The sequence below is a fragment of the Tardiphaga sp. vice304 genome (genome assembly GCF_007018905.1).
In the GTDB taxonomy this organism is placed as follows: domain Bacteria; phylum Pseudomonadota; class Alphaproteobacteria; order Rhizobiales; family Xanthobacteraceae; genus Tardiphaga.
The window spans coordinates 3,359,033-3,384,271 of sequence record NZ_CP041402.1 but is presented as its reverse complement, the minus strand read 5'-3'; the positions used below and the strand labels follow the sequence as shown (position 1 = coordinate 3,384,271).

Annotated in this window: 24 protein-coding genes and 2 pseudogenes; 8 read left to right on the top strand and 18 right to left on the bottom strand. The window is 64.6% G+C overall.

Annotated elements, in window-relative coordinates; genetic code table 11:
* Positions 1–158: 158 nt before the first annotated feature.
* A complete protein-coding gene (locus FNL56_RS16005; RefSeq protein ID WP_246661449.1) occupies positions 159–1,034 on the top strand; it encodes a LysR family transcriptional regulator in 876 nt (291 codons plus the stop codon).
* On the opposite strand, the gene FNL56_RS16000 is transcribed toward FNL56_RS16005, so the two are convergent.
* The 4 genes from FNL56_RS16000 to FNL56_RS15985 all read right to left on the bottom strand — a co-directional run bounded on the left by FNL56_RS16000 (position 1,006) and on the right by FNL56_RS15985 (position 2,880).
* The gene (locus FNL56_RS16000; protein WP_246661581.1) at positions 1,006–1,443 is read right to left on the bottom strand and encodes a DUF930 domain-containing protein; all 438 of its coding nucleotides are present in this window, start codon (positions 1,441–1,443) and stop codon (positions 1,006–1,008) included. The two genes, FNL56_RS16005 and FNL56_RS16000, sit on opposite strands and share 29 nt — an antisense overlap.
* Positions 1,444–1,548: 105 nt before the next feature.
* Entirely contained in the window at positions 1,549–1,803 is a 255-nt protein-coding gene (locus tag FNL56_RS15995) for a hypothetical protein (RefSeq protein WP_143573929.1), read from the bottom strand.
* 114 nt (positions 1,804–1,917) lie between these two features.
* Complete coding sequence (locus tag FNL56_RS15990; protein WP_143573928.1) at positions 1,918–2,103, bottom strand: hypothetical protein; 186 nt, start codon at positions 2,101–2,103, stop codon at positions 1,918–1,920.
* 66 nt (positions 2,104–2,169) lie between these two features.
* Complete coding sequence (locus tag FNL56_RS15985) at positions 2,170–2,880, bottom strand: Spy/CpxP family protein refolding chaperone (RefSeq protein ID WP_441351302.1); 711 nt, start codon at positions 2,878–2,880, stop codon at positions 2,170–2,172.
* 195 nt (positions 2,881–3,075) lie between these two features.
* On the opposite strand from FNL56_RS15985, the gene FNL56_RS15980 reads away from it, so the two are divergent.
* Positions 3,076–4,068 (top strand): hydroxyacid dehydrogenase, encoded by a 993-nt coding sequence (locus FNL56_RS15980; RefSeq protein WP_143573926.1) that lies wholly within the window; start codon positions 3,076–3,078, stop codon positions 4,066–4,068.
* 38 nt (positions 4,069–4,106) lie between these two features.
* Positions 4,107–4,544 (top strand): hypothetical protein, encoded by a 438-nt coding sequence (locus tag FNL56_RS15975; protein WP_143573925.1) that lies wholly within the window; start codon positions 4,107–4,109, stop codon positions 4,542–4,544.
* A 78-nt stretch (positions 4,545–4,622) separates the two neighbouring features.
* Here the strand turns inward: FNL56_RS15975 and FNL56_RS15970 are convergent, their stop codons facing one another.
* Both FNL56_RS15970 and FNL56_RS15965 read right to left on the bottom strand, forming a co-directional pair.
* Complete coding sequence (locus FNL56_RS15970; RefSeq protein ID WP_143573924.1) at positions 4,623–5,036, bottom strand: (R)-mandelonitrile lyase; 414 nt, start codon at positions 5,034–5,036, stop codon at positions 4,623–4,625.
* A 26-nt stretch (positions 5,037–5,062) separates the two neighbouring features.
* Positions 5,063–5,761, bottom strand: a complete 699-nt coding sequence (locus FNL56_RS15965; RefSeq protein ID WP_143573923.1) for a ribonuclease activity regulator RraA — start codon at positions 5,759–5,761, stop codon at positions 5,063–5,065.
* Between the two features lie 227 nt (positions 5,762–5,988).
* Between FNL56_RS15965 and FNL56_RS15960 the strand changes: the two genes are divergently transcribed.
* The 4 genes and pseudogenes from FNL56_RS15960 (at position 5,989) to FNL56_RS15945 (ending at position 9,966) form a co-directional block, all read left to right on the top strand.
* The gene (locus FNL56_RS15960; RefSeq protein ID WP_143573922.1) at positions 5,989–6,717 is read left to right on the top strand and encodes a 5-oxoprolinase subunit B family protein; all 729 of its coding nucleotides are present in this window, start codon (positions 5,989–5,991) and stop codon (positions 6,715–6,717) included.
* Positions 6,714–7,754, top strand: a complete 1,041-nt coding sequence (locus tag FNL56_RS15955; protein WP_143573921.1) for a biotin-dependent carboxyltransferase family protein — start codon at positions 6,714–6,716, stop codon at positions 7,752–7,754. Before FNL56_RS15960 ends, FNL56_RS15955 begins: the two co-directional genes overlap by 4 nt.
* A gap of 22 nt (positions 7,755–7,776) precedes the next feature.
* Positions 7,777–8,550 (top strand): 5-oxoprolinase subunit PxpA, encoded by a 774-nt coding sequence (locus FNL56_RS15950; protein WP_143573920.1) that lies wholly within the window; start codon positions 7,777–7,779, stop codon positions 8,548–8,550.
* A gap of 243 nt (positions 8,551–8,793) precedes the next feature.
* A pseudogene (locus tag FNL56_RS15945) lies at positions 8,794–9,966 on the top strand (IS481 family transposase).
* Between the two features lie 28 nt (positions 9,967–9,994).
* Here FNL56_RS15945 and FNL56_RS15940 read toward each other — a convergent pair.
* Positions 9,995–11,203 (bottom strand): ABC transporter substrate-binding protein, encoded by a 1,209-nt coding sequence (locus tag FNL56_RS15940; RefSeq protein WP_441351301.1) that lies wholly within the window; start codon positions 11,201–11,203, stop codon positions 9,995–9,997.
* Positions 11,204–11,262: 59 nt separating this feature from the next.
* Positions 11,263–12,546, bottom strand: coding sequence for a hydroxymethylglutaryl-CoA reductase, degradative (locus tag FNL56_RS15935; protein ID WP_143573918.1), 1,284 nt, complete (start codon positions 12,544–12,546; stop codon positions 11,263–11,265).
* Positions 12,547–12,721: 175 nt separating this feature from the next.
* Between FNL56_RS15935 and FNL56_RS15930 the strand changes: the two genes are divergently transcribed.
* Positions 12,722–14,065 carry an aminotransferase-like domain-containing protein gene (locus FNL56_RS15930; RefSeq protein WP_441351232.1) on the top strand — a complete coding sequence of 448 codons (1,344 nt, stop codon included), beginning with the start codon at positions 12,722–12,724 and terminating at the stop codon, positions 14,063–14,065.
* A gap of 10 nt (positions 14,066–14,075) precedes the next feature.
* Here FNL56_RS15930 and FNL56_RS15925 read toward each other — a convergent pair whose 3' ends face one another.
* The 10 genes and pseudogenes from FNL56_RS15925 to FNL56_RS15885 all read right to left on the bottom strand — a co-directional run bounded on the left by FNL56_RS15925 (position 14,076) and on the right by FNL56_RS15885 (position 24,910).
* A complete protein-coding gene (locus FNL56_RS15925; RefSeq protein ID WP_246661003.1) occupies positions 14,076–15,119 on the bottom strand; it encodes an aliphatic amidase in 1,044 nt (347 codons plus the stop codon).
* Between the two features lie 236 nt (positions 15,120–15,355).
* Positions 15,356–16,297: an ABC transporter substrate-binding protein gene (locus FNL56_RS15920; protein ID WP_143573915.1), complete on the bottom strand. Its 942-nt coding sequence runs from the start codon at positions 16,295–16,297 to the stop codon at positions 15,356–15,358.
* Positions 16,297–17,388 (bottom strand): LLM class flavin-dependent oxidoreductase, encoded by a 1,092-nt coding sequence (locus tag FNL56_RS15915; RefSeq protein WP_143577989.1) that lies wholly within the window; start codon positions 17,386–17,388, stop codon positions 16,297–16,299. Before FNL56_RS15915 ends, FNL56_RS15920 begins: the two co-directional genes overlap by 1 nt.
* A gap of 25 nt (positions 17,389–17,413) precedes the next feature.
* Positions 17,414–18,378 (bottom strand): annotated as a pseudogene (locus tag FNL56_RS15910) (acyl-CoA dehydrogenase family protein).
* 50 nt (positions 18,379–18,428) lie between these two features.
* Positions 18,429–18,584: a hypothetical protein gene (locus tag FNL56_RS27735; protein WP_168202811.1), complete on the bottom strand. Its 156-nt coding sequence runs from the start codon at positions 18,582–18,584 to the stop codon at positions 18,429–18,431.
* Between the two features lie 158 nt (positions 18,585–18,742).
* Positions 18,743–19,540 carry an ABC transporter ATP-binding protein gene (locus tag FNL56_RS15905; protein ID WP_143573913.1) on the bottom strand — a complete coding sequence of 266 codons (798 nt, stop codon included), beginning with the start codon at positions 19,538–19,540 and terminating at the stop codon, positions 18,743–18,745.
* Positions 19,533–20,372 (bottom strand): ABC transporter permease, encoded by an 840-nt coding sequence (locus tag FNL56_RS15900; RefSeq protein WP_441351300.1) that lies wholly within the window; start codon positions 20,370–20,372, stop codon positions 19,533–19,535. The genes FNL56_RS15905 and FNL56_RS15900 overlap by 8 nt, the downstream gene beginning before the upstream one ends.
* 23 nt (positions 20,373–20,395) lie before the next feature.
* Positions 20,396–21,352, bottom strand: coding sequence for an NrtA/SsuA/CpmA family ABC transporter substrate-binding protein (locus FNL56_RS15895; protein ID WP_143573911.1), 957 nt, complete (start codon positions 21,350–21,352; stop codon positions 20,396–20,398).
* Positions 21,353–21,524: 172 nt separating this feature from the next.
* On the bottom strand, positions 21,525–23,132 hold the full coding sequence (locus FNL56_RS15890) for a sulfite reductase subunit alpha (protein WP_143573909.1): 1,608 nt from the start codon (positions 23,130–23,132) through the stop codon (positions 21,525–21,527).
* A complete protein-coding gene (locus FNL56_RS15885; protein ID WP_143573907.1) occupies positions 23,129–24,910 on the bottom strand; it encodes a NirA family protein in 1,782 nt (593 codons plus the stop codon). The genes FNL56_RS15890 and FNL56_RS15885 overlap by 4 nt, the downstream gene beginning before the upstream one ends.
* Between the last annotated feature and the right edge of the window lie 329 nt (positions 24,911–25,239).

Sequence of the window (25,239 nt, the reverse complement as noted above, 5' to 3'; positions counted from 1 at the left end):
CACCATATTACCAAACAGCAGAGGTGTGCCAGTGCATCGACGTAGATAATCGAGGTATAGTTCTGAACCAAATCGCGCGATCGCTGCTACCAACACGACACAGGAAGTACTTCGATCAGTTTTTAGTAGCTCTACATTTTCCAGTCCAGGATTACGTGATGCCCAGACGATACCAACCGTTGAACATTCCGATCGAAATCGTCCGCACCGTCGTTGCGATTTCCGAAACAGGAAGCCTCACGAAAGCGGCGGAGAAGCTCGGGCTGAGCCAGCCCGCCGTGAGCTCACAGATCAAACGGATTCAGTCGATGGTCGGCGGTGCGCTGTTTGCGCGGACCGCCAACGGCACCACGGCGACACAGCTCGGCAAGCTGGTGCTGCATCAGGCGCGCCGCATTCTTGAAGCCAACGACCAGATGCTGCGCCTTGGCGGCGCCGCGCATCTGCCGCAGCCGGTGCGGCTGGGGCTGAGTACATTGTTCGTACGTGAATTCCTTGGTCACCAAACGGCGCAGAGCCTGACCGACGTCGTCATTCAGACCGACAATTCTGTTGGCATCACCAAGGGGCTGATCGACGGCTATATCGACATCGCCTACATCCTGGAAAATCCTGAGATGACCAGTGAGATCGCCCATCTCATCGTCAACGACACCGATGAGGAATTCGTCTGGGTGCGGTCGCGCGATTTCGTACTGAGTCCGGATTCGCCGATCCCGATCCTGACCTGGCCCGGCGACGACCTGATGATCCGCACGCTGACGCGGCAGGGCATCGCCTACAAGGTCGTGTTCAACAGTCCCGACTACCACGCCAAGCTAGCGGCGGTGGAGGCCGGCATCGGCATTGCTGCGATTCCGCGTCGCCTGATTCCGCCGTCGCTGGTATGGGCACAGGAATATTATCTGCCCGAATTGCCGCCCATCAAGGCACTGCTCTGTGCGCGTTCGAATCTCGAAAGCAGCCAGGGCCGCAAACTGCTTGAAGACATAGCCACCCTGTTCTTCAAGGCGCAGGTGCCCACGCTGATCTAGCGCGCGCCCGCTTGTTTGACTTCGGCACGAGATAATGCGCGTCCCATTCGCGGCGCGGCACTTCACCGCCGAGCTGATAGGCGAACGTCACAACGTCCAGACCGTCCGCATTGGTCTTGCAGGTATAAGAAAGCCGGTACCATTTCCCGTTGCTGCGGATTGCTCCGCCAGGCGCGGTGATCTTGCTTCCGCGCAAAATGGGATCGGTGAAGGCGTAAGCCACGAACTCGTCGGGTTCGAACCCTTTGTGCTCCCGTTGCACCGCGCCCATCGCGCGTGCGTCGCAGCGTTGCTCGATGCGCGTCTCGGACGACAGCTTCAGCATCTGCGCGATTTGCGCTTTGGCGGCATGGACTGGCCCCGCGCTCATCATGGTGGCGGCGGCCAGTGCACAGGCAATCGTTTTCATGAAATCAGACCAGCTTGGAGATTGCGGAGAGCGCAGGTCTTAGCACGTCCATCGCGTGCAAAAACCCCGCCGGGCTAGCGGCGAGGTCACGATGATCCTATCGGTTCAGCCTATGCGGTCGTAGGTCAAAAGCTGGTGGAATTCGGAGGGTGCAAACTGACGGCCGCCGAGGCCGGAGATTCGCACCCGCCAACCGGCGTCGTTGAGCACCCGGGCCTGGGCCACAGCGACGTCCGGAATGATTCGGTGCGTCACCATGCTCTGGTCGTTCCGCGTGGCGTGAATGGTGAAGATCTCACCCCGCCCCGACATCATGTCCACAGCCGGGGCAGTGTCGCTATTCGAGATCATGGTCGCCAACGGAATTCTCCATCGCTCGCCGTGTATCGGAACAGGGTGCAACCGCATGATTAACAGAAATTTAACGCCGCGGTCTGAACAGCAACACGTTCGCGTGTTGCTGTTCAGTGGCGGCTAGTTCTTGCTGTCGCCGTCCGGCTTGCTCCTGGCGGGCTGCGTGGCGCTGACGGGGTCCGAGGCGGGGAACGAGCCTTCCAGACCGGCCTTCAGTTCGCCATGCTTCTTGCGGTCGGCCTTGGCGGCTTCTTCGATGCTGACGGCGTGCTTGTCGTGCGGGGCGGGATCAAATTTGTCGGTCATGGTGTTCTCCAGTGTCGTGATGAAAACACCCCGGACGCCAACAGGTTCCATCCCGGTTCCCTGGCCTCAGTCGAGCCCGCGTTCGCGGCTCAGGCGGACCATTTCCTCGATAAACAACGCTTTCTGCCGGGCATCGAGACTGGCAAACAACGGTTCTGCGGCATCGGCTACATTGCGCTGGTCGACCGCCCGGTCATTGAGGAACTGCGCCTCATTGCGCATCTGCTCGATGATATCATCCGGCGGGTCGCGCTTGGCGCGGGCGATGCGCAATTTAAGGCGGTCGGCGCCGTTGTTGCCGAGATAATGCATCGCACTGTTGAAGCCGGCCCAGTTTTTCTCCTGCTCCGGCGTCAGGTTCAGCGCAGTCTTGATGCGGGCGATATTCGCATCGCTGTTGGCGACGACCTGCTCGGCCGTCAGCTCCGGCTCGGAGCCCGGCGCGGCCTGCGCGGCCTCCCTGGCCTTCTTGAGCCGGGCATTGCGCGCCGCCTTCGTCTCCTTCGGTTGCCGGGTGCCGGCCTGCGCCGGGCCACGCACGGTGGTATTGTTGGCGGGCACGCCGAGCACGCCGCCGACCACACCCACGACGCCGCCGATGGCGCCTCCCAGCACGCCGCCGATCGGACCCGCTGCCTTGTTGCCCTGCGCCGCGCCCCGCTGCACGCCCTGCACCAGCCCCTGCGCGTGGACGACCACCGAACCGGTCAGAAGCATGATGGTGGCGACACCGAGCGCACCACGCCATCCGGCGCGCCGCGGCGTCGGTCGGATCAGTCGGGTCATGAGAGCATCTCCATTACGTCGCGCCCACCAATCGCCGGCACGCCCGAATCCTATCGTTTCCGAAGACGGCGAGTCGATGGCCGCCATGCCACACCCGGATGGACCTTGGTGCAATAGGCCTGTTAGAAACGCCGGGCGCGGCCGACATCGGCAAGACGCTCAAAAGCAAACGCGGGACGGAACGAGATGACCACAAACAAGAAGAAACTGCTGATTACCGAATCGCTGTCGCCGCAGGGCCGCGCGTTGTTCGATGAGCGCGGCGACATCGAGACGGTCGAGTTCCCCAATTTGATCTCCGCCACAGATTTCAACGCGCTGCTGCGGCAAGAGGCGCCGGTGCACGGCGTGGCGCTCGGCGCGACGCGCTTTGGCGAAGCGGAGCTCGAAGCCTCCGGCGACATGAAGGTCGTGGCGCGGATCGGCGTCGGCTATGACGCCGTCGACGTCGAGGCGCTCAACAAGCGCAAGGTGCCCTTGATGATCGCCGGCACGGCGAACTCGCCCTCCGTCGCCGAGCAGGCGCTGTTCATGATGCTGACGCTGGCCAAGCGCGCGGTCGAGCTGCATGCGCTGGTCAAGGATGGCAACTGGAGCACGCGGTTCGGCATGCTGCCGTTCGATCTGTTCGGCAAGACCGTGCTGGTGGTGGGCTTCGGCCGGATCGGCACGCGCACTGCCCGGCGCTGCCTGGCCATGGAAATGACCGTGCAGGTCTATGACCCCTACGTCTCCGCCGAGACGATCCGGGAAGCCGGCTGCGAGCCGGTCAGCGACCTCGACGCGGCCCTGCCGCACGCCGATTTCGTCACCTTGCACTGCCCGAAGACCAGCGACACGATCGGCCTGTTCGATGCGCCACGCATCGCGCGGATGAAGCCCACGGCCTATCTGATCAACACCGCGCGCGGCGGCATCGTGGTGGAGACGGCGTTGTACGACGCGCTGGTCGCTAGGAAACTCGCCGGCGCCGGCCTCGACGTGTTCGAGGTCGAGCCGCCGCCGCTCGGCCACAAACTGTTCGAGCTGCCCAACGTGATCATCGCCCCGCACGTCGCCGGCGTCACGCGCGAGGCGCTCGATCGCATGGGGCTGCAGACCGCGCGCAACATGCTGAGCGTGCTCGACGGCGAGCCGATCCGGCCAAACGCCGTCAATGCCGACGTGCTTGACGCATGAAACCATGCGATAATCGCGTTTTTTCGGAGGTAGCCTAGTTGACTCAAAACGATCCGACCGATCATGCCCTCGCGGCGATCGCGAGCATTCTCGATCACTCGCACGAGAAGCCCGACAGCAAAGCTGAGGTCGTGCCGCTGACGGAAGTTGCAGCGGCTGCCGTGGCTCGCGAGCCCGCGGTCCTGACGCCGGAGATCGACGTCGACAGCTACAGCAAGCTTGGCCCCGGCCCGCTCGACGCCATCCGCTTTCGCTGGACGGCCCGGCGCGACGACGAGGGGCAGTACTTCGTCGACGAGACGATAGGCCCGAGCTCGCGTCCGCTGGTGCTTGGCCCCATGCCGCGGCACGAAATCGTCGGTTTCATCGATGCCCGGGAAGCCAGCGCCCGCCGCCGCTTCGAGGCCCTGAAGAACGAAATGACCTTCGGCAAGCGCATGCCGGATTATGATCGCGAGGCGAACGGCGAGAGCTGAACGAATCTGGCTGTTCTGAACATTCCCAGATTCCGGGTTCGCTCGCGGCTGACGCCGCTCCCGCCCCGGAATGACAGTCTAAGTATCAGACCCTACGTTGCCGCCATACTCGCTATCGCTGACCTTCTCCATCCAGGTGGCGAAGCTGCCGTCGAGCGCTTCCTGCATCGCGATGTGCGCCATCGCGTGGTCCGGCGCCGCGCCGTGCCAGTGCTTCTCGCCCGGCGGAATCCATACGGTGTCGCCGGGCTTTATCTCGAGGATCGGCCCGCCTTGCGTCTGCACCCGGCCGACGCCGGAGACGACGTACAGGGTCTGGCCGAGCGGATGGGTGTGCCAGGCGGTGCGCGCGCCGGGCTCGAACGACACCCTTGTTGCGGCAAGCCGCGCCGGGGCTTCGGTGGCAATGATCGGGTCCTGCCAGACCGTGCCGGTGAAGTAGTCCTGCGGCGCCCGAACGGTGGGACGCGAATTGGCTGCATGAATCTTCATCGGCACGGCCTCGCTGTTGTGATGCGTTACTTCTTCGACGCGGCGTAGCGCGCCTTGGTCTCGGCGTTCATCGGATAGAGGCCTGGCAGCGTCGCGCCGTTGTTGACCTCGTCGACGATCCACGCCTCCATGCGCTCCTGCTCCGCGCCCTCGGCGAGGATCAGGTCGAGGAACGCCTTCGGGATCACCACGGCGCCATCCTGGTCGGCGACGATCACGTCATCCGGGAAGATCGCAACGCCGCCGCAGCCGATCGGCTCGCCCCAGCCGACGAAAGTGAGACCCGCGACCGACGGCGGCGCGGCGTAGCCGGCGCACCATACCGGGAGGTTGGTGCCGAGCACGCCTTCCAGATCGCGCACCGCGCCATCGGTGATCAAGGCCGCGACGCCGCGCTTCTGCATGCGGGCACAGAGGATGTCGCCAAAAATACCGGCGTCGACGATGCCCATCGCATCGACCACGGCGATGCAGCCTTCCGGCATGGCTTCGATGGCGGTGCGGGTCGAGATCGGCGACGACCATGATTCCGGCGTGGCGAGATCCTCGCGGGCGGGCACGAAACGCAGCGTGAAGGCCGGGCCGACCAGGCGCGGCTGGCCCGGGCGCAGCGGCTTGGCGCCGCGCAGCCAGACGTTTCGCAAGCCCTTCTTCAACAGGACCGTGGTGATGGTCGCCGTGGAGACCTTGGACAGGGTGGCGATGGCTTCGGGGGTCAGGGACATGCGCGGGGGCTCTTTGGGTGCGAGATAGACAGGCGGCGCATCTTGCGGCGGAAAGCCGCCGCGTCAACCCCGCACAATCGTCGTGGAGCAATGCGTCGATCAATCCTGCTTATCGCGAACACACGTTTTAATTAATTGAAGTCGCTCGCTTATTCGCAGATTGCGAATTCCACTGTTCGGCAAAACGCGCTATGCACGCACTGTCCCGAGACTGATGTTGTGAGGCCATGGCCGACCCGCTCACCCCGCCCCGCATCCTGCCGTCTGGCGATGCCGCCATTACCGTCGAATTCAGCCGCACCATCGACGCGGATGCCAACCGCCGCGTGCTGGCGCTGGACAAGCTTGTCGCGGGCGCCGCCCTTGCCGGCGTGACCGAGACGGTGCCGACCTATCGCTCGCTGCTGGTGCATTACGATCCGCTGCAGATCGACTTCGAGGCGCTGGGCGCGCAACTTACCGAGCTGGCGCTCAGGCCGCTGCCCGAGCAGACCGCAACGCGGCGCTGGCGCATCCCGGTTGCCTATGGCGGCGACAATGGCATCGATCTCGAAGACGTTGCCAAAACGCTCGCCATTACGCCCGACGAAGTCGTGTCGCGGCATGTCGGCGGCGACTACCGCGTGGCGATGATCGGCTTCACGCCGGGCTGGTCCTATCTCTCCGGCCTGCCCGCCTCGATGCAGATCTCGCGGCGCAAGGACCCGCGGCTGCTGACGCCGCCCGGCACGATCTCGATCGGCGGAATCCAGACCGGCGTGCAATGTCTTGCGGGCCCCAGCGGCTGGCATCTGCTGGGCCGCACGGCGGTCCGCACCTATCAGCTCGGGCGCGACCCGATCTTCCTGCTCGAACCCGGCGACGCCATCAGCTTTATTGCCGTCGATGAAAAGACCTTCGCCGAACAGGAACGCGCGGCCGAGGCCGGTGAGTTTGTCGCCGAGGTCGTATCATGAGCCGGCTCGTCGTAACTTCGGTCAGCCCCGGGACTTCGGTGCAGGACGCCGGCCGGTTCGGCGCGCAGCGCTACGGGCTGGTGCCCTCCGGCGCGGTCGATCGGCTGGCGTTGGCCGCCGCCAATGCGCTGGTCGGCAATGCGCTGTTTGCAGCCACGATCGAACTCGGACCGCTCAATACCGTGCTGACGGCGCGCGACGGTGCCGTGCGCGTGGCGCTGACCGGCGCCACCCGTCCAGCCGACGTCGGCGGTGTGCCGCTGGCCCTGAACAGCTCGATGACCCTTGCCGACGGCGAGAGTCTGACGCTCGGCGTCGCGCGCGCCGGCACCTTCGGCTATCTCGCGATCGAGGGCGGCGTCACCGGCGAACCGATGTTCGGCAGCCTTGCGGTCAACGCCCGCGCCGGGCTCGGCAGCCCCTATCCGCGACCATTGCAGGCCGGCGACGAATTGCAGGTGACGGCCGCCCGCAGCGCCAGCGAGAAGCGCATCGATCTGCCGGCGCCGGCCGACGGCCCGATCCGCGTCGTGATGGGCCCGCAGGATGACGAGTTCGGCGACGACAAGGACCTGTTCCTGAACAGCGAGTGGAAGATCTCGGCGATGTCTGACCGGATGGGCTATCGGCTCGAAGGCCCCGCCGTCAGGCATCTGCATGGCCACAACATCGTCTCCGATGGCACCGTCAACGGCTCGATCCAAGTGCCGGGCGCCGGCACGCCGATCGTGCTGATGCCGGATCGCGGCACGTCGGGTGGCTATCCAAAAATCGCTACCGTGATTTCTGCCGATCTCGGCCGCTTCGGCCAGACCCAGCCCGGCCGCGGTTTTCGTTTCAAGGCTGTCACGATGGCCGAGGCGCAAGCCGAATACCGCGCCTTTGCTCAACTGCTGCAAAGCCTGCCCGGCCGCGTCCACGACGCCGATAATTTGACGATCGACATCGAGGCGCTGCATTCCACCAATGTCGCAGGCGCCGCGATCAGCGCGACGGACGCCTGGACCTGGCAGAGCCAGCCGATAGCGCAAGACTAGTTCCCTTCCCGCAACGATGAGCATGACCATGAACATTGATCTCAACTGCGATCTCGGCGAGGGCTTTGGCGCCTGGGAGATGGGCAACGACGCCGCCATGATCGAACTGGCCACCTCGGTCAACATCGCCTGCGGTTTTCACGCCGGTGACGCCGACACCATGCGCAAGACCGTGCAGCTTGCAAAAGCGCGCAACGTCTCGATCGGCGCACATCCCGGTTACCGCGACCTGCACGGTTTTGGCCGCCGTCCGATCGCCGGGCTCACCGCAAACGAGATCGAGAATCTGGTGGCCTATCAGATCGGCGCGCTGCAATCGGTTGCCGCGCTTGAGGGCTACAAGGTCACCCATGTGAAGGCGCATGGCGCGCTGTCCAACGTCGCCTGCGAGGACGACATGACCGCGCGCGCGATCGCCTCCGCGATCAAGGCGGTCGACCGCAACCTCGTTTTCGTCGTGCTGGCGAATTCGAAACTCGTCGATGCCGGCGAAGCCGCCAACCTGCCGATGGTCCACGAAGTATTCGCCGACCGCGCCTACAACGAGGATTCCACGCTAGTGTCGCGCAAGAAGCCGGGCGCGGTGCTGCACGATCCCGCTCTGATTGCCGAGCGCGTCGTGAAGATGGTGCAGGACGGCGCGGTGGCAGCGATCACTGGCAAGGTGATCAAGCTGCGCTCTGACACGGTCTGCATCCACGGCGACACGCCCGGCGCCGTCGAGATTGCGCAACGCATTCGCGCCGAGCTGAAGGAAGCGGGGATCGACGTCAAGCCGTTCAAGGTGGCGGGCTAACTTATCTCACTACGACGCGCCTGCGTCGCGCTCCCTCGCCCCGCCCTTGCGGGGAGAGGGCTGGGGTGAGGGGCACTTGCGAGTGAAACACTTAGTTGCCCCTCACCCGTCTCGAATGACGTGCGGTCCTTCGAGCCACCCTCTCCCCGCAAGATGTTCAGCCCGGACAGATCCCTGACAGGTGTTCGGAGACATAGCTGACACATCCATACTGGCTGGAATGCCCTTTTTCAGGAGGCTTCCATGCCATGGCGAGAGGTGTCGGTGATGGATCAGCGGCGCGAGTTTGCCCTTTTGGCGAGGCAGGAGGGCGTCAACCGGCGGGAGTTGTGCCGGCGGTTTGGGATCAGCCCGGACACCGGCTACAAGTGGATGGAGCGGGCTAAGGCCGGCGATGCGGAGTTCGCCGATCGGTCGCGGCGGCCGCATGTCAGTCCGCGACGCAGCGATGCGGCGATCGAGGCGCAGGTGCTGGCCGTGCGCGATGCCCATCCCGCGTGGGGCGCGCGCAAGATCGCATCCTGCCTGTAACGCGCCGGCGTGTCGCCGCCGGCAACTTCCACCGTGCATGCGATCCTGTCCCGCAACGGCCGCATCATCCCGCCGCCGGGTGGGCGGGCACAGTTGCTCGGGCGGTTCGAGAAGGAGGCGCCGAACCAGCTGTGGCAGATGGACTTCAAAGGCCGCATGCCACTGGAGAACGGCTCGGCGAGCCATCCGCTGACCGTGATCGACGACCACTCGCGCTATTCGCTGTGCATCGGCGCTTGCGCCAACGAACAAAGCACAACGGTGCAGCAGCACCTGACCTGCACCTTCCGCCGCTACGGCATGCCGGATGCGCTGTTCGTCGACAACGGCTCGCCATGGGGTGACAGCGGCGGCTCACGCTGGACAGCCCTGCGGGTCTGGCTGCTGCGGCTCGGCGTCGATATGATCTATGCTAGGCCCTATCATCCGCAAAGCCGCGGCAAGAACGAACGTTTCCACCGCACGCTCAAGGCCGAGGTGTTCGCCCTGCGGCGCTTCCGCAACCTGCTGGAGGTTCAGCGTGCCTGCGATGCCTGGCGCACCGTCTACAACTGCCAACGCCCTCATGAGGCGCTCGACATGGACGTTCCCGCCTCGCGCTACAAGCCCAGTGCGCGACCGATGCCGGACAAGCCGGCCGAGATCGAATACGCCGACGGCGAGATCGTCCGCCGCGTCTCCGACGATCGGTGCATCAGTTTCAGGAACAGGCCTTGGCGCGTGCCAAAAGCCTTCCGCGGCGAGCGCTTGGCAATCCGCCCTAAGGACCGCGACGGCCACTACGGTGTGTTCTTCGGAAGCCGGCAAGTCGGCGAAATCGACTTGACCGGCAGCAAAAGTGTCAGTGATGTATCCGAACAGGCGTCAGCTATGTCTCCGGGCTGAACAAAGAGCGGGGCGAGGGAAACAAGCGCTACTTCATCGCCATCGCACAGTTGCCCTGCTCGATGGGGCGGAACGCTTCGGCGGCCGGGATGGTCTCGATCAGCTTGTAGAAGTCCCACGGCGCCTTGGATTCCTGCGGCGTCTTGACCTGGAACAGATACATGTTGTGGATGTGGCGGCCGTCGGCGCGGACCTTGCCCTCGCCGAACAGCGGATCTTTCGACGGCAGTTCCTTCATCTTGGCGACCACCGCCTGCCCGTCCGATGAATCGGCCGCCGCAGCAGCGCGCAGGTAATGCAGCGTGCCGGCATAGACGCCGGCCTGATTGGCGGTCGGACGCCGGCCGTTCATCTGAGCCGCGAAACGATCGGCAAACTTGCGGGTACCCTCGTCGGTGTCCCAATAGAAGCCTTCGGTCAGATACAGTCCCTTGGCATCCTTCAGGCCGATCGCGTTGACGTCGCTGAGCTGCATCAGCAAAGCCGCCAATTCCTGGCCGCCGGCCTGCAGGCCGAATTCCGACGCCGTCTTGACCGAGTTGACGGTGTCGCCGACCGCATTGGCGAAGGCCACGATCTTCGCCTTGCTCGACTGCGCCTGCAGCAGGAAGGACGAGAAGTCGGACGTGCCCGTCGGATGCCGAACGGCGCCCAGAATTTTGCCGTTCTCCGACTTGATGACGTCGGAGGCGTCCTTCTCCAGCGCGTGGCCGAACGCATAGTCGGCGGTGACGAAGAACCAGGTGTCCTTCTTGGCGCGCAGCAGCGCCAGCGCGGTGCCATGCGCCAGCGCCCAGGTGTCGTAGGTCCAGTGCACGGTGTTCGGCGAGCACTTCTCGCCGGTCAGAAGCGAAGTGCCCGGCCCCGACGCCACGAAGGCCGTCTTGCTGCCGCGCACCACTTCCTGCACGGCCAGCGCGACCGACGAGAACGGCACGTCGAGAATGACATCGATCTTGTCGATGTCGATCCAGCGCTTCGCCAGCGATGCGCCGATGTCGGCCTTGTTCTGGTGATCCGCCTGCATCAACTCGACCTTGAGGTCCGGCTTCTCGGCCTTGAAATCCTCGATCGCAAGTTTCGCTGCGACGACGGAACCGGGGCCGGTCGAGTCCGCGGCAAAACCGCTGAGGTCGGTCAGCACGCCGAGCTTGATCGTCTTGTTCGGAATCTCCGCGCTGGCTGGTGATAGCGACGTCAGCACGGCGGCCGTGCCGGCGAGCAGCAACATTTTCATCTTGTTCATCTGGTATCCTCCCAATGGTCGTTTTGTTGTTCGTTGGTGTCGTCGTACGGCTAGCCCCGCATCTTGCTCAGAACTTCCTGCGCCACGTCGATGCGAACGGTCTTCTGCTCGACCAGCACCCTGGCGACCGCATCGACTTCGTCGCCGACGCCGCCGGCCATGATCGCGACGTTCTGCGCATGCAGCGCCATGTGGCCGGACTGAATGCCGACCGTGGCCAGCGCCTTCAACGCCGAGAAATTCTGCGCCAGGCCAACCGCTGCGATGATCCGGGCCAGCCGTTCCGCGGTGGTGACGCCGAGGATTTTCAGGCAGGCCTGGGCGGTTGGATGGATCTTGGTCGCGCCGCCGATCAGGCCGACCGCGAGCGGCAGTTCTATCGAGCCGCTGAGATCGCCGTCCTTGTTGATCTCGTAGCGCGTCAGGCTGGTGTAACGGCCGTCGCGGGCGGCATAGGCGTGCGCCCCCGCCTCGACCGCGCGTGTGTCGTTGCCGGTCGCCAGCACGACGGCGCTGATGCCGTTCATGATGCCCTTGTTATGGGTGGCCGCGCGATAGGGATCGGCGGCGGCAAAGTGGTAGGCGCTGAGGATGCCGTCGCGCACGCTTGCGCCGCCGATCTCATCGAGCTTCCACACCGCATGCGCGCGCGCCAGCCGCCGGTCGGCGAGATTGGAGAGGATGCGCAGGAACACCCGGCCGCCGGTCCAGCCGGCGATGTGCGGCGCGATCTTCTCGGCCATAGTGTTGACGGCGTTGGCGCCCATCGCGTCGCGGGTATCGACGATCAGGTGGGTGATCAGCATGGTGCCGCCCAGCGTATCGAGGATGCGCACCTCGACATCGCGAAAGCCGCCGCCGAGCTTCACCAGCAGCGGATCACAGCCGTCGCAGATCGCGCGGATCTCGTCGCGCCGTTCCAGCAGCCGCAGCCGCGCGGCGTGCGGATCGGGCACATCGACCGCCTGCACCTGCGCGATCATCAGCGTCCCCGACACCGAGGTCGTGAATCCCTGATCGTAAGTCTGGCGCGACGCGTTGCAGACGGCGGCGACGACGGAGGATTCCTCGGTCGCCATCGGGATCAGAACGTCTTCGCCGTCGATCTTCACATTCGTGGCAATGCCGATGGGAATGTTCATCGTGGCGATGACGTTCTCGATCATCTTGTCCGCCAATGGCACCGGCAGGTTGCCCATGTCGGCGAGATGCCGCGTGGTCGCGTCGTCGAGCCCGGCGAAGGCGGCCACGAGGTCGAGGCGCTCCTGCGGCGACTTGCGGTGAAAGCCGCCGATCCGCGACGAGCGGTTGTGGCCGTGCTGGGGGATGGTCATCAAGCGTCTCCGGTCCGATGCCTCTGGGGGCTTTTCGGTTGCGGAAACTGTACGGTGAGAGGGGTACGCCGCAAGGAACGCTTTGCACTATTTGGCTAAGGTCCGTACCATCGGTGCAATGGGTACAGTTCAGCAGCCTGACCGGGGGAACAGCCGCTCGCGGGTCGAAACCATCGTGGACGAGGTCATTTCCCGCATCGAGCGGGGGCTGATCCGGCCCGGCGAACGCCTGCCCTCGACGCGCCACGCGGCACTCGCCTTCGCGGCCTCCAAGAACACCATCGTCGATGCCTATGATCGTCTGGTTGCCGCCGGCCAGATCGAGAGCCGCCCCGGCTCCGGCTTCTACGTGTCGCTGAACCGGACGAAGGGCACGCAGACGCCTGAGCCTGCGCGCATCGACGCGGTCGACAGCGTCTGGCTGCTGCGCGAACAGCTCGAGAAGCGCTACGAGGTTCGCGTCGGCGATGGCCGGCCGCCTCCGGCCTGGATGGAGGGCGCCGAGATCGGCCAGTTGCGGCCGGTGAGCCGGCCCGGCCAGCGCACCCTGCCCGAGAGCTATGGCAGTCCCTACGGCCTGCTGGCGCTGCGCGAACGTATCGCGGGCTTCCTGACCGAGCGCTCGATCGCGGCTGCGCCGGCGCAGGTGTTGTTGACCCAGGGTGCCAACGACGCGCTCGACATGATCGTGCGCCAGTTCGTCGAGCCGGGCGACGCCGTACTGGTCGACAGCCCCGGCTACTATCCGCTGTTCGGCAAGCTGCGGCTGGCGAAGGCGCAGCTGATCGGCGTCCGCCGCACGGTCGACGGTCCCGATCCCGACGATCTCGCCGCCAAGGCTGCGGCATCAGGCGCCAAAATCTTCTTCACGCAGTCGCTGGCGCAGAATCCGACGGGCTGCTCGATCACCCTGCCCGTGGCGTACCGCGTGTTGCGAACCGCCAGCGAACTGAACTTGCGGATCGTGGAATCCGATCCGTTCGCCGACGTGCTGGCGAATGCGACGCCGCGGCTGGCGGCGCTCGACCAGCTCGACCGCGTGACCTATGTCGGCACCTTCGCGAAAACCCTGTCAGCCAGCCTGCGCTCCGGCTACATCGCGGGCAATACCGACGTGATCGGCCAGCTCGCTGATCTCAAGATGATCACGCGTGCCAACTCTTCCGGCTATGTCGAGCAGATCATTTTCGATCTGATCACCAGCGGGCGCTACCGCGGCCATCTGAAGCGCCTCACCGGACGGATCGAGGAAGCCACGCGCCAGGCATTTGACACCTTGCAGCAGATCGGCCTGCCGGTGTTCGGCCAGCCGCGCGGCGGATTTTACATGTGGTGCGGATTGCCCGAGCACATCAACGACACGCAGCTATCGCGCATCGCCGCCGAGCAGAGCATCCTGCTGGCGCCCGGCTCCGCCTTCAATCCGGACGGGTCGTCATCACCGCCAGCCATGCGTGTCAACATCGCCCATGTCGGCGACCCGCGCTTCCGAGATTTCATCGCCGAACATTGCGCGTGACGCCCGTGCCTCAGCGATCGTTCAGCATGCCCTCGTGCGGCAATCCCTCGATCGGGCATTCCTCGACGCCGACCGTGGTGCGGGTGAAGGCCTCGACATTGTCGCGGGCCTTTTCGGGATCGTTGACCCAGGTCGAATAGAAATCGAACGGGCAGCCCGAGACGCACTTGTTGCTCTCGCCGGAATTGATGGTGCCGGTGTAGCCGCGGTGCAGCAGCTTGAACAGATGGTTCTCCGATTGTCCGGTGCGCCGCGCATCGCGGATCAGCGATTTCGACAGCGCCGCATACTGGATGCCGTAATCCTCCTCGCCGCATTCGCCGAGCGTGCGGCCGTCGAAGCCGATGATCGCGGAGTGGCCGAAATACGAGTAGACGCCGTCGAATCCGGAAGCGTTGGCAACGGCGACATAGACGTTGTTCGCCCAGGCCATCGCCTTGGCCATCAGCACATGCTGGTCCTTGGCCGGATACATGTGGCCCTGGCAGCGCACGATCAGTTCGGCGCCCTTCAGCGCGCAGTCGCGCCAGATCTCGGGATAGTTGCCGTCGTCGCAGATGATCAGCGAGACCTTCAGGCCTTTTGGGCCTTCCGACACATAGGTGCAGTTGCCGGGATACCAGCCCTCGATCGGCACCCACGGCATGATCTTGCGATATTTCTGCACGATCTCGCCCTGATCGTTCATCAGGATCAGCGTGTTGTACGGCGCCTTGTTGGGATATTGTTCATGCCGCTCGCCGGTCAGCGAGAACACGCCCCACACTTTCGCCTTGCGGCAGGCGACTGCGAAGATGTCGATCTCCTCGCCCGGGACCTGTGAAGCCGTCTCGTACATCTCCGCGGAGTCGTCCATGATGCCCTGCGTCGAATATTCCGGGAAGATCACCAAGTCCATGCCGGGCAGTCCGGACTTCATGCCGACGATCATGTCGGCGATCTTGTGCGCGTTGGCCAGCACCTCGGCCTTGGTATGCAGCCGCGGCATCTTGTAGTTCACGACGGCGACGCCGACCGCGTCCTTGCTGGATGAAATATCGCCGTGATGCGTGATACTGTCTCCGTTCGGCGGCGATCCTGTGCCGACGAGGAGAGACAGGCCATACGTGGATTTACGGATGGGATAATTCCGAGCCAAGGCTGTCATTCCGGGGCGCGGGCGGCGTAAGCCGAACGCGAACCTAAGCCACTCCAATTGGAGTGGCGGGGAATCCAGATGTGTTGAACATGTCGAGGTTCCGGGTTCGCTCGCGCTGATGCGCTCGCGCCCCGGAACGACAGAGTTCGCTGCTACAACCCAGCGCCCTTGCCGATCGCGTCGCTGAACGATCTATCGACCAACGTCGCGGCATCGAGCTTCTGCGTGATCAGCCCGGCGCGCAGATAGAGGTCGATCGTCTTCTGCTCGTCCGCCACCACGCCATCATCGATCGGTGCGATACGGATTTTTGCACGCGTGAGCCAGTTCAGCGGCACCGACGGCGCCACGTTCATCAGCTTGCCCCAGGTCTCCGAATAGCTCTGCCCGTTGCTGAGAGCCCAGGCGCGCGCCTTGGTGAGCCGCTGCAGATAGTCTTCCAACTCCGGCCGCTTGTCCTTGATCGCGGTTGGTGTCGCGACCTGCAGGCTGAGTCCGGAGGTCAGGCCTTCTGCCGTCAGGATGCGGCGCGATTGGAACAGCACCTCCTCCTGGCTGACATAGGGCTCCCAGGTCGACCACGCATCGACCGAGCCGCGGCTGTAAGCGACCTTGGCGTCGGCGGGCGCGAGAAATACGAGCTGAATGTCGGCAGGCGTCCAGCCCCTCGACTCCAGCGCAGCGAGAATGAGCTGATGTCCGATCGAGCCGCGGCCGGTCGCGATCTTCTTGCCCTTCAACTCGTCAAAACTCTTTATCGCAGACTCTTTCGGCACCAGCACCGCCAGACCGTCCTGTGTCTGCCGGATCGCGCCGATCGCCTTGACGGGCACGTTGGCGGCCGCTGCGAAGGTAAACGGCGCGTCGCCGACCAGCCCGGTCTCGATTGCACCGGCGCCGAGTGCCTCGAGCAACGGCGCTGCCGCGGCAAACTCCTTCCACTCGATCTTGTACGGCATATCCTTTAGGACTCCGGAGGCTTCCATCACGGCGCGCGAATTGCCCTTCTGGTCGCCGACGATCAGCGTGGTTTCGGCACGGGCGGAGGACAGCGATGCCGCAAGCATTGCTGCGACGAGGATAAGTTTTTTCATCAGGCTGCAACTTCCTTGGGAGCACCGCGACCCGCGATCAGTTCGCGGGTACGGGGAATGAGATCACGACCGTAGTCGATGGCGTCGATCAGGGGATCGAAGCCGCGGATCAGGAAATGGCTGACGCCGAGATCGTAATAGTCGCCGAACACTTCTGCGACCTGCTCGGGCGTGCCGACCAGCGCCGTGGTGTTTGAGTTGGCGCCGGTCAGCGCAGCCATCTCGGTCCACAACCGCTTGTCGATGCGGGTGCCCTGCTCCGCCAGCGCCAGCAGCCGCTTCGCGCCAGCGGTGGCATGGCCGTCGGCCGGCTTGCGATAGCCGGTCTTGTCCTGCAGCGCGGTCGCGCGGGGCAAAATGTCATCGGCCTTGGCCCAGGCCTTCTCCTCGGTATCGGCGATGATCGGCCGCACCGACAGGCTGAAGCGCGGCGGCGGCCGGCCGTGCCTGGCTGCCGCAGCGCGGACGCGCGAAGTGACGTCGCGGACCTGGGCGTAGGATTCGCCCCACAGCGCAAAGCTGTCGGCGTGCTTGCCGGCGACCTCGATCGCGGCGTCAGACGCGCCGCCGACGAAGATGTGGATCGGGCTATACGGCTTGACCTGCGCAAAGCCATTCTCGACCTGGTAGTACTTGCCCATGTAGGTGAACGGCTTCTCGCTGGTCCATTCCTGCTTGATGACGTCGAGCCACTCGTCGGTGCGGGCGTAGCGCTCATCCTTGTCGTCGAGCGTATTGCCGTCCTGGCGCAGCTCGGTGGCATTGCCGCCGGTGATGACGTGCAGCGACACGCGGCCCTTGGAGAGCTGGTCGATGACGGCGAGCTGGCGCGCCAGCAGCGTCGGCGAGGTGAAGCCCGGCCGCTGCGCGATCATCATGTTCAGCCGCTCGGTGACGCCCAGCGCGTGCTGCGCAACCTGCAGGCCGTCCGGCGTGATCGAATGAAACGCCAGCAGCGCGCGGTCGAAACCGGCGAGCTCATGTGCCTTGGCAACGGTCTCGATGTAGCCGGGATCGAGCACCGGGCCGGAGCGCACGCGCGTCTCGGAAGAATCGTTGTTGGTGATGAAGCCGATAAATTCGATGGACATGGGTTGTCTCCCTTGATGGGTTGAATTACAGGCCGAGGGCAAGGCGGCCGGCGCCGAGGCGCGTGGCGTCGTCCTGCGGGGTGTGGACGCGACCGCACATCACATCACGGAAATGCCGCTCGAGCGGATTGGTTCGGCTGAGGCCGTGATTGCTGGTCAGCGACAGGGCTTCCTCGACGGCTGCAGGAACTGCACGACCCAGTCGCGCGCGGCGCGCGCCACGCCGTCATAGACGGCGCCGACCAGCACCGCCTGTAGGGTCGCCTGCGTCAGGTCCGGTCCGCCCCACTCCGACGGCTTTCGCACATCGATCTCATGATCGAGCGGAAATACCACGTCGTCGAACACGACGTCGTGGCTCCCCGAGGCGCGCAGGCCGAGATGATCCCAGGTCTCATTGATCGTCGTGCCCGGCAGGCCGGCGGGCACCAGGAACATGCCGACACGCAGCTCCGGCTCGTCAGTCTTGGCCCACACCGTGTACCATTTCAGAATCGGCGCGCCGGTCGAATAGATCTTGCGCCCGTTGAGGCGCCAGCCGGTCGCGGTACGCGTCGCCGTCGTTGCCGGCAGACCGCCGCGCGAAGGCGAGCCCTGCTCCGGCTCCACGCGCAGCGCATTGACCAGCGCGAGCCCGTCGATCGTTTCTTTCGCCAGCTTGCGCGCCAGATGCGTGGGCCAGCGCTCGCTGTCCGCGATCACCAGATGATGGATGTAATGCATCGCCAGCACGAGGCCGGTCGCGGCGTCGGCCTGGGCGACGATGTTGACCACCTGCGCCGCCTCGCGGACGCCGACGCCGCCGCCGCCCAGCACGAACGGTACCGTCAGCGCCAGCAGGCCGGCATCCGATAGCTCCTGAAAGTTCTCAAACGGAAAACTCGCGGCGCGGTCATGCAGCGGCGCGCGCTCGGCGAAGCCCGGTGCGAGCTGTTGCGCACGTTCAATCGACGAGGCTGCATCGTCGGCCGTTTCCGGCTGGCGCCTGATGCTCAGATTCACTCGAAGTCCATTCTCGAAAAGAGGTCGTTCCGAACGCGTCAGAACGGGCGCACCGACAACGTGCCGAACACGATGGCGACGAGCAAAGCGAACGCGCTATAGAAGCAGAAGGTCGCAAATCGCCTCGCTGAGCGCCGCGGCTGCGCGCGGAGTTGGCTATACATACGGGTTTCCGCGGACAGTTCGCGCATCATGCCTCTCCAGCGCTTCATCGTGCGACTAAGGAAATGCCGAACTGGGCTTGATGCAAGAGGCTCCGCGAAATAGCGATGCCGACCCTGCCGACGCAGGCGTGCGCAGGCAAAAATACTCTCTCACGGGCGCCTGCGAGCATTCTATTTGGCAGTATTTTTCAGGAGTCAGCCGTCGCCATCGCCGGGACGCTGCGCGCAAGATGGCTGGTCAGTTTTCGCGTGACGTCACGGCGCAGCGTGTTGAACTCCACTGATGCGACATCGCGCGGGCGCGGCAGGTCGATGTCGATCTCGCAATCGATCCGGCCGGGGCCCGCGGTCATCACCACCACGCGATCGGCGAGCAGAACCGCCTCCTCCACCGAATGGGTGACGAAAATCACCGTCAGCCCGGTCGTCCGCCAGATCTCGACCAGTTCTTCCTGCAGCTTGCTGCGGGTCAACGCGTCGAGGGCGCCGAACGGCTCGTCCATCAGGAGGATGTCGGTGTCGTTGGTGAGCACGCGCGCAATCGCGACGCGCTGCTTCATGCCGCCGGACAGTTCGTGCGGATAGCGATCGGCGAAGGCCGTGAGCCCGACCATCGCCATGAATTTGTCGGTCAGTTGCGCCACGATCTTCGAGGCGATGCCGCGCTGCTTCGGCCCGAAGCCGATATTGTCGCGCACCGTCAGCCACGGAAACAGCGCGTAGTCCTGGAACACCATGCCGCGTTCCGGTCCGGGCTTGTCGACCGGAAAACCGTACATCGCGACTGAACCATGCGTCGCCTTCTCGAAACCGGCGATGATGCGCAGCAGCGTGGACTTGCCGCAGCCAGAGGCGCCGAGCAGGCAGATGAACTCGCCTTTGCGGATGGTGAGATTGACCCCGCGCAGCGCTTCCACCGGGCCGCCCGACGACTGGTAGAATTTCTGCACCGCGGAGATGTCGAGGATGGTCGGTTGATCAGCCATGCTGAGGGCTCCAGCGTAGGAAGTAATGGCTGAGGGCCAGCAGGATGCGGTCCGATACATAGCCGGTGACGCCGATGATGATCATGCCGGTGATGACGAGATCGGTGCGCGACAGCGTACGGCCGTCCATGATGACGGCGCCGAGCCCTTCGGGCACGCCGGTCATCTCGCCGACCACGATCAGGATCCAGGCAAAGCTGGCGCCGAGCCGCAGCCCGTTGAAGATGCTGGGCAGCGCCGCCGGCAGCACGACGGCGCGAAACAGTTTCGATCCGCTGCAGCCGAGCATTTCGGCGGCTTCGAACAACCTGATATCGACCGACTTCACGCCGAACACGGTGTTGAGCAGGATCGGATAGAACGCGCCGAGAAACACCAGGAATACCGCGGAGCGCGGACCCAGGCCGAAGAAGATCATCGACAGCGGCAGCCACGCCGTCACCGGGATCGGCCGCAGCAGCGACAGCGTCGGATCGAGCAGCGCGCGCAGCAAAGGAATGCGGCCGATCATCAGGCCGAGCGGAATGCCGAGCGCCGCCGCGCACAGAAAGCCGCCATAGACACGCTGCACGCTCTTCCAGAAGTGGATCGGCAGGCTGGCGCTGTAGGCGTCGTCATAGATTCCGCCGAAGGCGAAATCCCACATCATCACGGCCACGCCCCAGGGCGACGGCACCAGCCGCGTCCCGGTCCAGCGCACCATCGCGTCCCAGAACAGCAGCAGGCAGACCGGCACGATCCATGCGAGGCCGATCGTGCGCAGCCGCTGTGCGATGCGCCCGCGGACGACGGGAAGCGGTGCGGGTGACACTACGACGTTCGCCTCGGGCAGATCGTCGACCGCGGATTGCAACGTCACGTCGCGGCCAGTGCCTGTACGAAGCTTGGGTCGATGAAGGTCTTGTAGTCCGGCAATTGGCGGATCTGCTTCTTGGCGAGCATCTGGCTGCCGTAATAATTGGCCTGCTTCAGGAACTGGTCGTCGATCTTCCAGGTCAGTTCGACATTGGGGGCGGCCTGCTCGATCGACGGCTTCTGCTGGCCGAGCTTCTGCATCGCGACGGCCACGAACGCCTCGAGGTCTTTCATCGCGTATTCGGTGGCCTGGCGATGGATCTTGAGCAGCGTCTTGACCAGTTCCGGGTCCTTCTCGATTTGCGCGCGGCCGGTTGCGAGCACCATGTTCAGCGAGCCGGTCGGCGTCGAATAGGGATATTCGACGATCACGCCGACGCCGTTGGCGAGGCTGATGCCGGGGCCGGGCTCTGCGCCGACATAGGCGTCGATGTCGCCGCGGGCCAGCGCCGGCGCCATGTCGCTGAATGACAGCCGGATCGCTTCGACGTCCTTGACTGTCATGCCCTCTGCCGCGAGCCGATCGAGGATCACCACCTCCTGGGTCGAGCCCGGCAGGATCGCGACCTTCTTGCCCTTCAATTCCTTGATCGTGGTGATGCCCGACGCCTTGCTGGCGACCACGGCCATGCCACGATTGCAGGCGGCGGCGATGACCACGACCGGCTCGCCATTGGCGCCGCCGAGCGTCGCAGCCGCGAGGCCGAAGATGCCGAAATCGACGGTACCCGTCGCCACTGCGTTCTTGCCGTCGGTCGGTGTTTCGAACGGGATCACTTCGATCTTGACGCCGGCCGGCGCAAACTTCTCATAGAAGTAAGGCGTGATGCCGTGGATCAGCTTGAGCGTGCCGATCTTGATGGTGCGATCGGCGGCGAAGGCCTTGATGCTGGTGGTGGACAGTGCCGCCGCGGTGGCGGTGAGGCGAATGAACTGTCGTCGGCTTGTGGTGTGCATCTGATGCTCTCGCTGCGGCTGATCCCAGGTGTCAGCCGCGAATGATATGCAAGAGCCGTGCCCGGCGATGCACTTGTAGTGTGGGCAAAGGGCCCTTGCGCCGTGCCCACCATTGCCTCGCCCGCCGTCATGGTGGGCACGCCTGCTTTGCCCAACCTACGCGGTACTTGCGTCAATATACGTCGAGCTGGAAGCGGCCCTTCTTCTTGAGGTCGCCGACGAACAAGGCGGCCTCGTCGGTGGTTCGCGCGCCATATTGCGCGACGATATCGACCAGCGCGCGTTCGACGTCCTTGGCCATCCGCTTGGCGTCGCCGCAAATATAGACATGTGCGCCATCGGCCAGCCAGGTCCAGAGGTCGCGCCCGACTTCGCGCATGCGGTCCTGGACGTAGAATTTCTCGTTCGCGTCGCGCGACCACGCCAGCGAGAGCCGGGTCAGGAATCCCTCCGCCTTCATCGCGTTGAGCTCATCGGCATAGAAGAAATCCGAGACGCTGCGCTGGTGACCGAAGAACAGCCAGTTCCTGCCGGGTGCCGCCGTTGCCTTGCGATCATGCAGAAAGGCACGGAATGGCGCGATGCCGGTGCCGGGGCCGACCATGATGATCGGCACGCTGGGATCCTCGGGCAACGCGAAGCCATGCGCCTTCTGCACATAGACCTTCAGCTCGTCGCCGGGCTGGATACGGTCGGCGAGAAAGCTCGAGGCCAGGCCATGCCGCTTGCGCTTGCCGACGACATAGCGGACGACATCGACCGTCAGCGACAGTTTGCCGGGCGTGGCGTTGTGCGACGAGGAGATCGAATACAATCGCGGCTGCAGCGGCTCCAGCGCCTCGATGAAGGCCTCGGGATGCGGCCGCACATGCGGAAACTTCTGCAGCGCCGCCATCACGTCGAGCGACGCGGCATCGCCGTCGGGATCCTCGCCCTGCGCGAGTGCGCGCGCCTTTGCACGGTGCGCGCCGCCGGTGAGGTACGAGATCAGTTCGAACAGGCTGTCCGGCGCCGGCGCCAATGACACGTCGTAGCGCAGCACCTCGCGCAGCGTCTTGCCGCGGACTTCGGTGGTGTGCGAGGCGCCGAGCAGCGCGATGATCTGATCGACATGGCCGAGGTCGTTGGACGCGAACACGCCGAAGGAATCGCCGACGACATAATCGAGCCCGCAGCCCGACAAGTCGAAATCAATGTGCCAGGTTTCCTTCTCGGAGCCAGCGCCGTTGAGCAGCCGGCGGCCGAGAAAGATTGCCGGCGCCGGATTGTCGCGCGAGCGGCCTAGCGTGGCGGGATCGGGCGCAGCGATTTCGACCGGCTCGGTGGTTGATGGCTTCGCCGCGGGCGCGGCAGCGCCAGTCGCTGGCGACTTCTCCATTTCCTCGTTCAGCGCCTTCAGCATCCGCGCGGTTTCCTTGCCGCCGGGGACACAGAGATTGAGGCGCGGCTCGGCACGGCCGGCGATGGCATCGGCATAGTCGTTGCAGTTGTAACCGCACTGGCCGCAATCCTGCTGCGCCATCGCGGCCATCATCTTGCGCCGCATCGGGCGACCTTCGGCGAGCTTCATGCGGTCCGGCAACGGCAGGGTCTGGTCGTGCCACGGCGCGCCGTCGTCTTCTTCCGGCGTAATGGTGGCGCCCTGCCCGGCCGACAACGGCGCAGGCGCATTCGATAAGAGCCCCGCAAAGAACCCGTTCAGCCAGGAGCGCTGCGCCTCGGAGAATGGTGCGGACGGCGGGATGATCTCGATTCTTGGCGGCGGCGTCATCTGGTTCATGCGGACACCTGTTCGGCAAGCTGGCGCAGCTTCTCGCCATCGTGGCGGCGCGCGAAGGTCAGGAAGGTTTCGTCCAGAGAAGCACGGTTCGCCATGTAGGCCTTCAGCAATTTCTCGACGACTACCGGCGCGTCCTCGGCCTTGACGTCATGATAGACTTCCTGCCCCACATCCGCCGCCGGCCCGAAGCCGCCGCCGGTGAAGACGTGAAAGCCGTCCACGGTGTCATCGCCGTCGCCTACTGCGACGCGCGCGCCGATCATGCCGATGTCGCTGATGTAATGCTGCGCGCAGGAATGATGGCAGCCGGTGAGATGGATGTTGATCGGCGTGTCCAGGGTCACCCGCGGATCGACCCAGTCGGCGATTTCAGCCGCGGTGCGCTTGGTGTCGGCATTGCCGAACTTGCAGCCGGCGCGGCCGGTGCAGGCGATCAGGCCGGCACGGACTTCCGTGGTCTTGATAGCCAGGCCGATCGCCTCGATCGCGGCCGTGGCCAACGCCACCTTGTCGTCCGCCACGCCGGGGATCAGCAGGTTCTGCCAGACCGTGAGGCGAATATCGCCGTCGCCGAGATCGGCGGCAATTTTCGACAGTCCGCGCATTTGCTCGCAGGTCACTTTACCGAGCGGCAGCGCGACGCCGATCCAGTTCAGACCGGCCTGCTTCTGCCGGTGCACGCCGATATGCGCATTGCGATCGACCTCCGGCCGCGGCAGCAGCGCTTCCGCGGGCACGCGCGTGAAAGCATGGCCGAGCTTGTCTTCCACAAGCACGAGAAACTTTGCCATGCCCATGCCGTCGATGACGTATTTCAGCCGCGCCTTGAGCCGGTTGGTGCGGTCGCCGAGATCGATGAAGACGCGCACAATCGCATCCGACACCTTCGTTGCATCGGCCGGACGGACGATGATGCCTGTGTCCTTGGCAAAATCCTTGTGGCCGGTGATGCCGCCGATGCCGAGCTTGAACCAAGCGCCCGGCTCGACGCCAAAACCTTCCTTCACTTCAACCGCGCCGAACGCGATGTCGTTGGTATCTTCCAGCACCGCGATCTTGCCGGCACCGTCGAAGGCGACGTTGAATTTTCGCGGCAGGCCGAACAAGGTGCGGTCGTTGAGAATGTGATAGTGCCACTCGCGCGCATAGGGCCGCGTATCCAGCAGTTCCTGCGGATCGATGCCGGCGGTCGGCGTGCCCGTGACGTTGCGGATATTGTCGGCGCCGGAGCCTCGCGAGCACAGGCCGAGATCCTGCACGCCCTCGATCCAGGCGACCGCATGTTTCGGCGGGATCTCGCGCATCTGCAGATTGGCACGCGTGGTGACGTTGGTGAACGGGCCGCACAACTCGTCCGCGAGATCCGCAAGACCTGCGAACTGCCAATGCTTCAGAATGCCGTTCGGGATCCGCAGCCGGCTCATGTAAGAATCCTGCGTGGGACCGACATAGAACAGCCCGTAATAGCGCCAGCGAAAATTGTCCGCGGGCGACGGCCGCGCGTCGATCGCCGCCTGCTCCTTGAGGCGCGGATAGGCGTCGAACGGATGTTCCTCGCGCTTCCACTTTTCCTGATCGACCAGCTTCCTGCCGGACGCAATGACGCGGTCCTGCGCCCGGAGATGCGGCGCCTCCGGTCCGACCGGTTCGGCCGCGGCCTTCGCTGCCGCGCCGCCGAGGCCTTTGCCAACGCGGCTGATCTGCAGGCCGGTCGAAAATCCTTCGAGGTAGCGCTTCTGTTCGTCGGTAAAATCAAGCGAGACGGGGTCGATTTTCATCGCGCAAAAGACTCCTGCAGCCACTGTCGTGGGCATCAACGGGGAACGGAATGTGACCGCGCAGGTCCAGCTCAGCGCCTCGCGCCGGCATGAAGTCAGGGTGCGGTCCGATCAGCCTCGTTGCTGCGGAAATCCATCGGAACGTGGCCGGCGCGCATCAACGAACGCCGGCAGGTCAGTGCATTCAAGTCCTGTGCCAAAATGAAATGGGAGAAAAACGCCCCTCGATCAACGCCTTGGCAAGCGTGTCGGGGGCAAAGGACGAGTTGGAGTGCCAGCCTTTTGCACCGCACGCACAATAATTAGTCGGCTTGGCGGCACGCTCGACA